Below are 15218 nucleotides of genomic sequence, written 5' to 3' on the forward strand. Positions count from 1 at the left end.
CCATGTTAACCATTGCCGATACCACTTTTACGTCCCGGCTGTTTACCGGCACCGGTAAATTCGCCACCGCGGAATTAATGCGGCAAGCCATCGCCGCGTCCGGCAGCCAATTGGTCACCCTGGCGATGCGCCGGGTGGACCTGCGCGGCGGTAATGACGCCATCCTGCCCGCCCTGCGCCAGGCAGGGGTAAAGTTACTGCCCAATACCTCAGGCGCAAAAACCGCCGAGGAGGCGGTGTTCGCCGCCCGCCTGGCGCGCGAGGCGCTGGGCACCCGTTGGATAAAACTGGAAATCCATCCGGATATGAAATACCTGCTGCCCGATGCGGTCGAAACGTTGAAAGCGGCCGAACAGCTGGTGCGCGAAGGTTTTGTGGTCTTGCCCTACTGCGGCGCGGATCCGGTATTATGCCGCCGTCTGGAGGAGGCCGGCTGTGCGGCGGTGATGCCGCTAGGTTCGCCGATCGGCTCCAATCAGGGTTTGATCACCCGCGATTTCCTGCGCATTATCATTGAACAGTCGGGCGTGCCGGTGGTGGTGGACGCCGGTATCGGCGCCCCCAGCCAGGCCCTGGAAGCGCTGGAAATGGGCGCCGACGCGGTACTGGTCAATACCGCCATCGCCGTGGCCCGCAACCCGGTGGCCATGGCCGGCGCGTTCAGGCTGGCGCTGGAAGCCGGCGCCCTGGCGCGCGAGGCCGGGCTTGCCGCCACGCTAACCCAGGCCAGCGCCACCAGCCCGCTAACCGGATTTTTGCGCCATCCCCAGGAAGAGGGGGCCGCCTGATGACTTCTTTTCTTGACCACTGGCGCCGGCTCGGCTGGGACGACGCCGGACTGCAAATCCACGCCAAGACCGCGCGCGACGTGGAGCGGGCGCTGAATGCCCCGCGCCTGGACCGGCAGGATTTCATGGCGCTGCTGTCACCGGCGGCGCTGCCTTATCTTGAACCCATGGCGCAGCGTGCCCAGCAACTGACCCGCCAGCGTTTCGGCAATGTGGTGGGGTTTTATCTGCCGCTCTATCTTTCCAACCTGTGCGCCAATGATTGTACCTATTGCGGTTTTTCCATGAGCAATCACCTGAAACGCAAGACGCTGGATGAGCAGGAAATCATCCAGGAATGCGAGGCCATCCGGGCGATGGGTTTTGATAATCTGCTGCTGGTCACCGGCGAGCATAAGACCAAGGTGGGCATGGACTATTTCCGCCGTTACGTGCCGTTGATCCGCCGGTATTTCAGCGCGCTGATGATGGAAGTACAGCCATTATCCCAGGAAGATTACGCCGAGTTGAAAACCCTCGGCCTGGACGGGGTGATGGTTTATCAGGAAACCTACCATGAGCCAACCTATCAAAAACATCATCTGCGCGGGCAAAAAATGGATTTTGCCTGGCGGCTGGAAACGCCGGATCGGCTGGCGCGGGCCGGAATCGACAAGATTGGCCTGGGGGCGCTGATAGGATTGTCGGATAACTGGCGCACAGACTGCTATATGGTGGCCGAGCATTTGCTGTATCTGCAAAAGACCTACTGGCAAAGCCGCTATTCGCTTTCGTTCCCGCGCCTGCGCCCCTGCGCCGGAGGCATTACGCCTGCGTCCCTGATGAATGAATCACAGCTGTTGCAAGTGATGTGCGCCTTCCGGTTATTGGCCCCTGACGTAGAGCTGTCGTTGTCCACCCGGGAATCGCCCTGGTTTCGCGATCACGCGGTGCCCATCATGGTGAACAGCCTCAGCGCCGGGTCCAAGACCCAACCGGGCGGTTATGCCGGCGGCCGGCCGGAGCTGGAGCAGTTCGAGCCGCATGATAACCGCTCGCCGCAGGCCGTGGCGCGGATGGTAACAAAGGCCGGGTTGCAACCGGTATGGAAGGATTGGGACAATTATCTGGGCAGGTCGCCGACGCTGGTTAAATAAACGATGATGAGCACTTCGAGGATTTTAATCTGATTTATCGGCGGGACAATCATCAGTCCCGCCGATAAGTATGCCTTAATCAGCGCCAGCCTAGATTACTCCGGGCAGCGGAACATTTTTAATCGGCGCACACCACAAATCCCGCGTTCTCGCCTGATATCCCCATGAGCAATTTCAGTCCGTTCTGTTTGTTGAGAGCTTCGACGGCCGGGCCGGCTAAAACAATTGGGGATGCCGTACCAGACCAAATAAAGCCGCCGGGGGATAAGGGCCATCCACTCGTGCGCATTGTGCTATAGGCTGCCTGCAGAGAAGCAAAGGACGGCAATCTACAGTGTGAGCTTGCCAGTAAATAACTCGCCACTGCCCAATTTTCATGATTAAAACTCTCGCTGTAGCCGCCGGTGAGTTCTGAGGTAAGCCTGGGGCGCTGGATACCGCCGATGGACTCTACCATATGACCATAATAATTGGCGGCCGGAACGTTCGGGCTGGTGGCTACGGTAAAGATAACGTCTTGCGTCACACTTTTCCCCCCGGGTGCGACAACCTCAATAGTGGTTTTAACCCCCTTCCCCACGGGGTCGGTTAACGGAATGCTGATTTTACCCGTCGCCATCGCCACTCTGCCTTCATATTTTGGCGCATCGTTAATCAACAGCGTGGCACTTTCCGACCTGTTTTGCCGATTGACGGCGCCAAGGGAATGGATATTGATGAGCACATCGCCTGCCGGCGAACCGTCTCCCAAGGTCGCGTCCACCGTCAACATAATCTGCTCGCCGGCTTGCGCCTGCGCCTTGTCCACTGTGACTTTTAACTCAATGCTATCAGGAGTGAAATTCAGCTCTTTTACCATTTCGCTGATTTCGACGCCGTCCACTTTGGGCGCGACCCTGACTATGCCGGGTTTAGTACCCCGCACGGTGGCGGTATACGTGCCATCACTCTCGCTAAGAGGCGAGAGGGTCACGTTATCTCCCGGCGAAACGCTGAAAGCAAGCCGGGCGCCCAATCCGGCTACTGCCCGGCCGCTCGTATCCCTGGCGCTAAAGGTCAGCGTAGCGGTCTCGGTGTTATCCGCCGTCAGCGTATCCTTATCGATTGCAAAGGCGGATTCGGCTGCATCCACCGCCAAGGCGATCAGGGTGATGGGCTTACTCAGGCTCGCCATGCGATCGCCTCCAACCGACGGCGTTATCGTATAGTGTCCCGGTACGGAGCCGAACAATCGGGCGACATAGGCCCCCTCACCATCAAACCGCGCATTTTCTTGTCTGAAACCCATTAACGATGAAGGATGAAAATCAATATTGCCTACTGTTTTGGTCAGGTTGCCATATTCATCCCGCGGTATCAGCTTAAGCTCTACGCTATCTTCATCATTGGCTTTAAGCGGGTCCCCGCTGATGCTGAATACGGAATGAAGCTCGCTGAACGGGCCTGGCGTCAAGGTTATCACTTTCACCAAGTTGCTTAATTGCTGGCCGTCGATTGACGGCGCGATATCGATACTGCCCGCCACGATACCGCTCAGCCGGGCGGTATAATGCCCGTCGGTTTCCACCATGTCCGAAATCGAGATCCCCGCTGACGGCAAAGCGATAAATTTCAAACGCTCGCCCAGCGCCGTGACAAGCTTGCCGTCCTTGTCCTTGGCGATAAAGCGCAAGACAGTGAAGGCATCGCCCACCGTAAGCGTATCTTCGCCCACGCTGAAATCAGAGTGGCCTTCGTATGCCTGGGCCGCGCGCAGGCTGACGGTTTTCGCCAAGGCGTCCCTCTTCACGCCGTCCACAACCGGCGTAATGGTCACCGTCCCCGGTTGAGTGCCCTTTAAAGCGCTGCTATAGCTACCGTTATCTTCCTCTATCTCGGTCAAAACGGCGCCCTCTAACGCCGTCATAGCAAACACTAAGCGCGGACCGAGGCCGGTGAGGGCATTGCCGGCGCCATCCCTGGCGCTGAAGACGACCGTCGCCTGTTCGGCGCCGTCGGCAAGAATATTGTCGCGACTGATATCAAGCCCCGATCGGCTATGATCCAGATCCAACGACAGCAAGACAACGCTGATTGGCTGCAACGCTTGTCCATGAATCACCGGCGTAATGACCGCCCGTCCGGTATCGCCGCCGGCGGTCAGGGTGGCCGAATAGACGCCGGCGGCGGTTTCACTGATATCACCCACCACCGGCGCCGCGCCGGTTACGCCGGCGCTTGCCGCGGCGAAAGCCTGGCCGTCCCCGCGTTCAAATGTAATATCCAACGTCAGCGCCTCCGCCATTCCACTCAACGGCTGATGGCTTTCATCCCTAAGACTGATTGATAGCAGGCTGGTTGAAACACCATCCGCCGGTAACCTGTCCGGCGTTGCCGTCGTGGACGTCGACGCCAGGCTGATGCCCAGACCGGTCACCGTAAGCTGGGTATAGGCGGGGCTTGAAGCGTTGCCTTTTTTATCATGGGCCGTTGCACCAATGGTATAACGATTTGTCGTGCCGGCGGGCAGATAGGACGGCAGGGTCACCGCCAGGATATGGGGCGCCGATTGCGTGATGGAACCGCCGGCGGCGATCAATTCCGCAGCATTCCACTCCACGCGGTCCAAGGCATGGGTAGCGGTAACCTGGGCGGTGATGGTGAGCTGTTGGCCGGAATTCCCGTTCAATCGCTCCGGCATCAGCAGGCGGATAGCATCCTGCTTTTGATAGTCCAGCACGATATGATTATTGCGCTCCACCAGATCATAACGGCTACCTGCCAGGGTTCGCCCGGCCGCAACGGCGGATGGGTCCACTTGGTCAAGCCACGAATCCCCCAGGCGGTAATTGATTTGCAGGTTGATACGGGAATCATGCTGCCCGCTCTTACCCTGGCGATGCTCACCGCCTAGGGTCAATAGCGGAAACGGCGTATAATTAAGCCCCAAGGTAAACGCATAGGGATCCCTTTGCCGATTGTTTTTGCCAAATAACGCCACCTCGTCGCCGCGATAGCTTTCATACATCAGCTTGCCGCCCAATTGCGGATGCGACGGCAGAAAAGCCTCGGCACGCAGGTCATAACCATTGGCCGGTCGTTCGTTATAATCCGCGAAATCCCGCGATTGGCGCCAACTGCTCAAGCGAAAATAGCTGTTGGCCGATAATTTCAGGTAATGGGTCCAGGCTTCCGCGCCGATCCCGGCCCGGCGATTTCTTCCGGTAAAGTCATTATCATAAAAAGTATTCACTCCGTACATCCAATCGCCGTAAAAAGTCCGCACGCCGCCGCCGATATTACCGGTATTACGGTGATCGTTATTGCGTATGCCCCCTTGGATGAATACCATAGCATCCTGGTTTTCATATAACGGCACCAAGAGATCGAGCGCGCTATTGTCCAGTTTGAATCGCTCATTGAGATTGAGCTGTAACCGCACGGTGCCGAATTGATCAAACCAGTCTTTGGCATAATGGCCCGCCCCGCTTACCAGCGCCGAACGCGCCATATTGAGCGCCGCTTTATCGCTTGGTTGTTCTGACAGCATATTCCCCGCCGACAGCGCATGGACGGCAATCTTATTCTCCACCGCGGCGGACTCCGGTTGTCCTAAGGCTGTCGCTGGAGCAGATGCTATACTGAGTGGGAACACGGCCTGCGCGGCAATGGCCACCCAGGCGACGGGCCGCCATAATGGGAAACGCCGGTTGTCGGCGGGTGTACGGGTGACTGAACATTTCTTAGGATCGGATGTAGGGTATGAGGGCTTTCCTGGCATGAATTTTTCCTATTAATCGTCAGGGCGCGCTATTACATGGATAGTGATTATTCAGATATGGCTTCACTAATTCCTTTTTAATTTATTTATAATAACAATGCATAATTCCCCTTATCTTATATCGTTAATACAGCTTAATATTTTTTGGAAAATTAATTATTTGAATTACATTATCTGCAGGAAAAATAAAAACATCTTGATGAGATTATGATGTATTTCAGGGGAATTACTAAGGCGGATATTTAAATTACCAGAAACTCGTATTCTGAAAGAGAACACTATTTAAGTTAGTCACCATTAATATAATTCATACCAATAACTTCAATCTATGACTCAAACCCAGGCAAAAAAAAACCGCCCGGTCAGGGCGGTTTTATAGGACGTCAGGGGGAAGGATTAACGATTATTTATCGTTATTGCCACCCAGACCGGCGTTAAGCAGTTCCGCCATGTTGGCGGACGCTTCATCAGCGGTGACCGACGGTACTACCGGCACTTCGCCCAAGGCGCGACGGCGCGCGCGATCCTGATGGTAGGCATAGCCGGTACCGGCTGGGATCAGCCGGCCGACGATGACGTTTTCCTTCAGGCCGCGCAGTTCATCGCGTTTCCCGGCAACGGCGGCTTCGGTAAGCACGCGCGTTGTCTCCTGGAACGAGGCCGCGGAGATAAAGGACTCCGTGGCCAACGAGGCTTTAGTGATACCCAGCAGATCGCGGCTAAACGTCATTTCAATCTTGCCGTCCGCATCCAGCTGGCGGTTGGCAATCTTGACGCGTGAGTATTCAGCCTGTTCGCCTTCCAGGAAGTCGGTGCCGCCGGCGTTAACGATGGTTGCTTTGCGCAGCATCTGACGAACGATAACTTCGATATGTTTATCGTTAATCTTAACGCCCTGCAGACGGTAAACATCCTGGACTTCGTTGACGATGTAACGGGTCACGGCATGGACACCACGCAGACGCAGGATGTCATGCGGTGATTCCGGTCCGTCGGAAATCACGTCGCCGCGTTCCACGCGTTCGCCTTCGAACACGTTGAGCTGGCGCCATTTCGGTATCATCTCCTCGTAGGCATCGCTGCCATCGATCGGCGAAATGACCAGGCGGCGTTTGCCCTTGGTTTCTTTACCGAAAGAAACAATACCGCTGATTTCAGCCAGGATGGCCGGCTCTTTCGGACGACGGGCTTCGAACAGGTCGGCTACACGCGGCAGACCACCGGTGATATCCTTGGTACCGCTCGATTCCTGCGGCAAACGCGCCAGGGTGTCGCCGCCGGTGATAGCCAAGCCATCTTCCAGCTGGACGATGGTTTTACCCGGCAGGAAGTACTGCGCCGGCATATCGGTACCGGGGATCAGCACGTCATTGCCATTGGCATCGACGATTTTCAGCGCCGGGCGCAGGTCTTTACCGCCACCGGTACGTTCCGCCGTATCCAATACCACAATAGAAGACAAACCGGTAAGTTCGTCGGTCTGGCGGGTAATGGTCTGGCCGTCGATCATGTCGGTGAAGCGCATAAAGCCGCTCACTTCGGTGATCACAGGCATGGTATGCGGATCCCAGTTGGCAACCGTTTCGCCGCCCAGGACTTCGGAACCGTCGCCCTTGGCCATAACAGCACCGTAAGGCACTTTATAGCTTTCCTTGGTACGGCCGAATTCGTCGATCAGCTTCAGTTCGGTGTTACGCGACGTGATAACCAGTTTACCCACGCCATTGACAACGAACTTGGCGTTGTTCAAGCGGATGGTGCCCTTGTTTTTCACCTGAATGCTGGATTCGGCGGCGTTACGCGAGGCGGCGCCACCGATATGGAACGTACGCATGGTCAGCTGGGTGCCCGGTTCGCCGATGGACTGCGCGGCGATAACGCCGATAGCCTCACCTTTGTTGACCAGATGCCCGCGGGCCAGATCGCGGCCGTAGCAGTTCGCGCACACGCCGAAGTCGGTTTCGCAGGTGACGACCGAACGCACCTTGATGATATCCACGGAATTTTCTTCCAGGATGTCACACCATTGTTCGTTCAGCAGCGTATTGCGCGGCATCAGAATGTCGGCGGTACCCGGCTTGAGAACATCTTCAGCCGTAACACGGCCCAATACACGTTCACGCAGCGGTTCCTTAACATCGCCACCCTCGATGACCGGGGTCATGGTCACGCCGGCATGCGTACCGCAATCGTCTTCGGTCACCACCAGATCCTGCGCCACGTCGACCAGGCGACGGGTCAGGTAACCGGAGTTCGCGGTCTTCAACGCGGTATCCGCCAAGCCTTTACGAGCACCATGGGTCGAGATGAAGTACTGAAGCACGTTCAGGCCTTCACGGAAGTTCGCGGTGATCGGCGTTTCGATGATGGAGCCGTCAGGCTTGGCCATCAGGCCACGCATACCCGCCAGCTGGCGAATCTGCGCCGCCGAACCACGGGCGCCGGAGTCGGCCATCATAAAGATGCTGTTGAAGGAAACCTGGCGCTCTTCCACGCCGTCACGGTTAATCACCGCTTCGGTGGACAGGTTGTCCATCATCGCCTTGGCAACGCGTTCGTTGGCCGCGGCCCAGATATCGATCACCTTGTTGTAGCGTTCGCCCGCGGTCACCAAACCAGACTGGAACTGCTCCTGGATTTCGGCCACTTCGGCTTCGGCTTCTTCAATGATGCCCGCTTTCTTATCCGGGATAACCATATCGTCGATACCTACCGACGAGCCCGAACGGGCGGCGTAGGCAAAACCGGTATACATGATCTGGTCGGCAAAGATAACGGTCGGCTTCAGGCCCAGCACGCGGTAACAGGTATTAAGCATCTTGGAGATGGCTTTTTTACCCAGCGCCTGGTTAACCAGCGCAAACGGCAGGCCCTTGGGCACGATCATCCACAGAATGGCGCGACCGACGGTCGTATCCACGATGTGGGTGTTCTCTACCCATTCGCCTTCTTCGTTCTTGGCATGCTCGGTGATACGCACCTTAACGCGCGCATGCAGCTCGGCAATGCCGCCGCGATAGATGCGTTCGGCTTCCTTCGGCCCGGTCAATACCATGCCTTCGCCTTTACCGTTCACACGGTCGCGGGTCATGTAATACAGACCCAATACCACGTCCTGGGACGGAACGATGATAGGCTCGCCGTTGGCCGGCGACAGGATGTTATTGGTAGACATCATCAGCGCGCGCGCTTCGAGCTGTGCTTCCAGCGTCAGCGGCACGTGCACGGCCATCTGGTCACCGTCGAAGTCGGCATTGTATGCCGCGCAAACCAACGGATGCAGCTGGATGGCCTTACCTTCAATCAGTACCGGTTCAAACGCCTGGATACCCAAACGGTGCAGGGTTGGCGCACGGTTCAGCAGTACCGGGTGTTCGCGGATGACTTCATCCAGGATATCCCAAACGACGGCTTCCTCACGTTCAACCATCTTCTTGGCTGCTTTAATGGTGGTCGCGAGGCCACGCAGTTCCAGCTTGCCGTAAATGAAGGGTTTGAACAGTTCGAGCGCCATTTTTTTCGGCAGGCCGCACTGATGCAGACGCAGGTACGGGCCTACGGTAATCACGGAACGACCGGAGTAGTCCACGCGCTTGCCGAGCAGGTTCTGACGGAAACGACCCTGCTTGCCCTTGATCATGTCGGCCAGGGATTTCAGCGGACGCTTGTTGGAGCCGGTAATGGCCCGGCCGCGACGGCCGTTATCCAACAGCGCATCCACCGCTTCCTGCAGCATGCGTTTTTCATTACGCACGATGATATCCGGCGCGGCCAGATCCAGCAGACGTTTCAAACGGTTGTTACGGTTGATCACGCGGCGGTACAAATCGTTCAGATCGGAGGTCGCGAAACGACCGCCGTCCAACGGCACCAGCGGACGCAGGTCTGGCGGCAGTACCGGCAGCACCGTCAGGATCATCCACTCCGGCTTGTTGCCGGACTGGACAAAGGCTTCCAGCAGCTTGATACGCTTGGTCAGCTTTTTACGTTTGGTTTCGGAGTTGGTTTCATTCAACTCTTCACGCAGCGTTTCGCATTCCGCTTCCAGATCCATGTTTTTCAGCAAGGCCTGGATCGCTTCGGCGCCCATCTTGGCGTCGAATTCATCACCGAACTCTTCCAGCGCGTCCAGATACTGCTCTTCAGTCAGGATCTGACGACGCTCCAGATTGGTCATGCCGCCTTCGACCACCACATAGGATTCGAAGTACAGCACGCGTTCGATATCACGCAGCGGCATATCCAGCAGCAGGCCGATACGGGACGGCAGCGATTTCAGGAACCAGATATGCGCGGTCGGGGAGGCCAGCTCAATATGACCCATGCGTTCGCGACGCACTTTGGTCTGAGTGACTTCAACGCCGCATTTTTCACAGATAACGCCACGGTGTTTCAGGCGCTTGTACTTACCGCACAAGCACTCGTAATCTTTTACCGGCCCGAAGATTCGCGCGCAGAAAAGCCCGTCACGTTCAGGTTTAAACGTACGGTAGTTAATGGTTTCCGGCTTCTTGACTTCGCCGAACGACCAGGAACGGATCATATCTGGCGAGGCCAGAGCTATTTTGATCGCATCAAACTCTTCGGTCTTGGTTTGTGCTTTCAGAAACTTAAGCAAATCTTTCACGGATTGGCTCCTGTCGGAGTTAGACCTGTTAGGCGCCTGAAACGCTCAGGCGCCCTTATTACCGGTGCGAACGCACCCAAGCTGATCCCCCATCGTCTTTCAAGCCGCAGGTGCGCTGGCTGAAAGCCATAGGGGGTGAATTACTCTTCTTCCAGCTCGATGTTGATGCCCAGAGAGCGGATTTCCTTCAGCAACACGTTGAAGGACTCCGGCATGCCTGGCTCCATCGTATGATTGCCATCCACGATGTTTTTGTACATCTTGGTACGACCGTTAACATCATCCGACTTAACTGTCAGCATTTCCTGCAGGGTGTACGCGGCGCCATAGGCTTCCAGCGCCCACACTTCCATCTCACCGAAGCGTTGACCGCCGAACTGCGCCTTACCACCCAACGGCTGTTGGGTAACCAGGCTGTAGGAACCGGTGGAACGGGCATGCATCTTGTCATCAACCAAATGGTTGAGTTTCAGCATGTACATATAACCCACGGTAACCTGCCGTTCGAACTGTTCACCGGTACGGCCGTCAAACAAGGTGATCTGGCCGGAGGTCGGCAAGCCGCCCAACTGCAGCAGTTCCTTGATTTCTTTTTCCTTGGCGCCGTCAAACACCGGTGTCGCGATGGGCATGCCCTTCTTCAGGTTTTCAGCCAAACGGAACACTTCGTCATCCGTGAAGGTAGTCAAATCCACTTTCTGGCGCACATCATCACCCAGATCGTAGGCTTTCTGGATAAACTCGCGCAGCTTGGACACGTCTTCCTGGCGTTTAAGCATGGCGTTAATCTTGTCGCCGATGCCTTTGGCAGCCATGCCCAAATGGGTTTCCAGGATCTGGCCGATGTTCATACGCGACGGTACGCCCAGCGGGTTCAGAACGATATCCACGGGGACGCCGTTTTCATCGTAAGGCATATCCTCGATCGGGTTGATCTTGGAAATAACACCCTTGTTACCGTGACGGCCGGCCATCTTATCGCCCGGTTGGATCTGACGTTTCACCGCCAGGTAAACCTTAACGATTTTCAGCACGCCCGGCGCCAGATCATCGCCCTGGGTGATCTTGCGGCGTTTCGCTTCCAGCTTCTTCTCGAACACGGTTTTCAGTTCGTCGTACTGTTCCGCCAGTTGCTCAAGCTGATTCTGCTTGTCTTCATCGGTCAGACCCAGTTCCAGCCAGCGTTCGCGGGTCAGCTTGGACAGTTTTTCGTCTTCGATGCCGCCGGAAACCAGCACGTCATGGATACGGGCAAACAGGCCGGCTTCAAAAATCTGCAGCTCTTCGGTCAGGTCTTTCTTGACCTGCTTAAGCTGCATTTCTTCGATTTCCAGCGCGCGTTTGTCTTTTTCCACGCCGTCGCGGGTAAACACCTGCACATCGATAACCGTACCGGAAACGCCGTTAGGCACGCGCAGCGACGAATCTTTCACGTCGGAGGCTTTTTCGCCGAAGATGGCGCGCAGCAGTTTTTCTTCCGGGGTCAGCTGGGTCTCGCCCTTCGGCGTAACCTTACCCACCAGGATATCGCCGCCGGTCACTTCGGCACCGATATACACGATACCGGACTCATCCAGCTTGGAAAGCGCAGCTTCACCCACGTTCGGGATGTCGGCGGTGATTTCCTCAGGCCCCAGCTTGGTGTCGCGCGACACGCAGGCCAATTCCTGAATATGGATGGTGGTAAAGCGATCTTCCTGCACCACGCGTTCGGAGACCAAAATGGAGTCTTCGAAGTTGTAGCCGTTCCACGGCATGAACGCCACGCGCATATTCTGGCCCAATGCCAGTTCACCCAAATCGGTGGACGGGCCATCGGCCAGCACATCGCCGCGTTCTACCGGTTCGCCCAAGGACACGCACGGCATCTGGCTGATGCAGGTGTTCTGGTTGGAACGGGTATATTTAGTCAGGTTGTAGATATCGATACCCGCTTCGCCGGCCACCATTTCGTCCGGGTTAACGTTAATCACGATACGCGACGCATCAACATACTGGATGGTCCCGCCACGCTTGGCCACGGCGGTTACGCCGGAGTCAACGGCCACGGCGCGTTCCATGCCGGTGCCTACTAGTGGCTTGTCGGCGCGCAGGGTCGGCACGGCCTGGCGTTGCATGTTCGCACCCATCAGGGCGCGGTTGGCGTCATCGTGTTCCAGGAAGGGAATCAACGACGCGCCCACCGAGACGATCTGCTGGGTCGAGACGTCCATATAGTCGACCTGGTCGCGGGTGAACAGGCTCGATTCGCCTTTGCTGCGGCACGTGATCAAATCATCGACGAAATGGCCTTCTTCGTCGAGATTGGTATTGGCCTGGGCAATAACGAAGTTGCCTTCTTCAATCGCGGACAGGTAGTGGATCTCATCGGTGACCACATCTTCACGCACCCGGCGGTACGGCGTCTCAAGGAAGCCATATTCATTGGTCTGCGCATAGACGGACAGGGAGTTGATCAGACCGATGTTCGGGCCTTCCGGCGTTTCGATGGGACATACCCGGCCGTAATGGGTCGGATGCACGTCACGTACTTCGAAACCGGCGCGTTCACGGGTCAAGCCGCCTGGGCCCAACGCGGAAATACGGCGTTTATGGGTAATTTCCGACAGCGGGTTGTTCTGGTCCATAAATTGCGACAGTTGGCTGGAACCAAAGAACTCCTTCACCGCGGCCGAAATCGGCTTGGCGTTGATCATATCCTGCGGCATCAGCGTATCCAGATCGCCCAGAGACAGACGTTCTTTCACCGCACGCTCGACACGCACCAGGCCGACGCGGAATTGGTTTTCCGCCATTTCGCCCACGGAACGGATACGACGGTTGCCCAGGTGGTCGATATCATCGACTTCGCCTTTACCGTTACGGATGTCGATAAGCTTCTTCATCACTTCAATGATGTCGAGCTTGCTCAGGATGCCCGAGCCTTCGATTTCCTCACGCAGCAGCGACCGGTTGAACTTCATGCGGCCAACCGCGGACAGATCGTAACGATCTTCCGAGAAGAACAGGTTTTCGAACAGGTTTTCAGCCGCTTCGCGGGTCGGCGGCTCGCCGGGACGCATCATGCGGTAGATTTCAACCAGCGCACTCAGGCGATCGCTGGTCGGGTCGACGCGCAGGGTCTCGGAGATATACGAGCCATGGTCCAGATCGTTGGTAAACAGCGTTTCGATACGCTTATGTCCCGCCTGGCTCAGTTTCGCCAGCAGGTCCAGCGTCAGTTCCATATTGGCCGGACAAATGATTTCACCGGTATTTTCGTCGATGTAATCCTTGACCACCACTTTACCGATAATGTACTCAACCGGTACCTGGATTTTATCGATGCCGTCTTTTTCCAGCAGGCGAATATGACGCGCGGTAATACGGCGGCCTTTTTCGACATAGACGGTACCGTTGGCTTCGATATCAAACGAAGCGGTTTCACCACGTAAACGCTCAGGAACCAGTTCCATCTGCAGTTTATTGTCGTGAATTTCATAAATGACTTTGTCAAAGAACGTATCGAGAATCTGCGCGGTGGTGAAGTTAAGCGCGCGCAGTACGATAGTCGCGGGCAGCTTGCGCCGACGGTCGATACGTACGAACAGGTTGTCTTTGGGATCGAATTCAAAATCCAGCCAGGAACCGCGGTAAGGGATGATACGTGCGTTATACAGCACTTTACCGGACGAATGCGTCTTGCCCTTATCGCTGTCAAAGAATACGCCGGGGCTACGATGCAACTGGGAGACGATAACACGCTCGGTCCCGTTGATAACAAACGTCCCGTTATCGGTCATGAGCGGAATTTCGCCCATGTAGACTTCTTGTTCCTTGATATCTTTAACCGTGCCTTCCGGTGCTTCACGCTCGTAAATCACGAGGCGCAGTTTTACACGCAGCGGTGCGGAGAAGGTGACTCCACGAATCTGGCACTCTTTGACATCAAATACAGGCTCGCCCAGACGGTAACTGACGTATTGCAGTTCCGAATTGCCGCTGTAGCTTTGGATGGGGAACACAGAACGGAATGCTGCTTCTAGTCCGTACTGCCCTTCCGGATCTTGCTCGATAAACTTCTGGAACGAGTCAAGCTGTATGGAAAGGAGATATGGGATGTCCAACACTTGGGGACGTTTCCCAAAATCCTTACGAATGCGTTTTTTTTCGGTATAGGAGTAAACCATAGGGTTCCTCAGCTCGCTGATCAGTGACCCACTCTGTCCGCCCAAGAAGGACAGGTCATGCAACACAATTTCTCTCGTTCGGAAAGAAAATTCCCCTTCCGCAATACCTGTTTCTATCACTCTTAAACCATTTCGTCGCACTTTGCTAAACCAGGGAGGCTCGACAGGAGGTGCAATATATTAAGTCGTCGATAGAGAAAGATATTGGGGTTGGCCAGTGGTTAAATCGTGTCAAACCCCACTGACGCCCTACAGCGCAAAAAGGCTGGTGACCAAAAAGTCACCAGCCATCAGCCTAGGTTCAGGCTGCAACCTGGGAGGTCTTACTTAACCTCAACAGAAGCACCAGCTTCTTCCAGGGCTTTCTTCAGTGCTTCGGCGTCGTCTTTGTTCACGCCTTCTTTCATGGTTGCCGGAGCAGATTCAACCAGATCCTTGGCTTCTTTCAGGCCCAGGCCGGTAGCAGCACGGACGGCTTTGATAACCGATACCTTGTTGCCGCCGATAGCGGTCAGGACAACGTCGAACTCGGTTTTTTCTTCAACGACTTCAGCCGGGCCGGCAGCAGCTGCAACAGCGGTAGCAGCGGAAACGCCGAATTTGGTTTCCATCATGGAGATCAGTTCAACGACGTCCATGACGGACATTTCTGCAACTGCGTCCAGAATTTGTTCTTTAGTGATAGACATAACAATAGTTCCTAAAATTCAGAAAGTGTTTATACGTTCGCAATAACAA

6 protein-coding genes are annotated in these 15218 nt (G+C 55.9%); 2 read left to right on the forward strand and 4 right to left on the reverse strand.

The genetic code is table 11. The features are described 5' to 3' along the window. Positions 1-2: 2 nt before the first annotated feature. Positions 3-788, forward strand: a complete 786-nt coding sequence (locus ABUK12_RS15270; protein ID WP_410012665.1) for a thiazole synthase — start codon at positions 3-5, stop codon at positions 786-788. Further along, the gene (thiH, locus tag ABUK12_RS15275) at positions 788-1924 is read left to right on the forward strand and encodes a 2-iminoacetate synthase ThiH (protein ID WP_410012666.1); all 1137 of its coding nucleotides are present in this window, start codon (positions 788-790) and stop codon (positions 1922-1924) included. The genes ABUK12_RS15270 and thiH overlap by 1 nt, the downstream gene beginning before the upstream one ends. A 118-nt stretch (positions 1925-2042) precedes the next feature. On the opposite strand, the gene ABUK12_RS15280 is transcribed toward thiH, so the two are convergent. The 4 genes from ABUK12_RS15280 to rplL form a co-directional block, all read right to left on the reverse strand. Then, a complete protein-coding gene (locus tag ABUK12_RS15280; RefSeq protein ID WP_410012667.1) occupies positions 2043-5495 on the reverse strand; it encodes an inverse autotransporter beta domain-containing protein in 3453 nt (1150 codons plus the stop codon). Between the two features lie 592 nt (positions 5496-6087). Beyond that, positions 6088-10311, reverse strand: coding sequence for a DNA-directed RNA polymerase subunit beta' (gene rpoC / locus ABUK12_RS15285; RefSeq protein WP_410012668.1), 4224 nt, complete (start codon positions 10309-10311; stop codon positions 6088-6090). Positions 10312-10451: 140 nt separating this feature from the next. Beyond that, positions 10452-14480, reverse strand: a complete 4029-nt coding sequence (rpoB, locus tag ABUK12_RS15290) for a DNA-directed RNA polymerase subunit beta (RefSeq protein WP_410012669.1) — start codon at positions 14478-14480, stop codon at positions 10452-10454. Between the two features lie 323 nt (positions 14481-14803). After that, the gene (gene rplL / locus ABUK12_RS15295; protein ID WP_410012670.1) at positions 14804-15169 is read right to left on the reverse strand and encodes a 50S ribosomal protein L7/L12; all 366 of its coding nucleotides are present in this window, start codon (positions 15167-15169) and stop codon (positions 14804-14806) included. Between the last annotated feature and the right edge of the window lie 49 nt (positions 15170-15218).

The sequence above is a fragment of the Sodalis sp. C49 genome (assembly GCF_046352915.1).
Classification (GTDB): domain Bacteria; phylum Pseudomonadota; class Gammaproteobacteria; order Enterobacterales; family Enterobacteriaceae; genus Acerihabitans.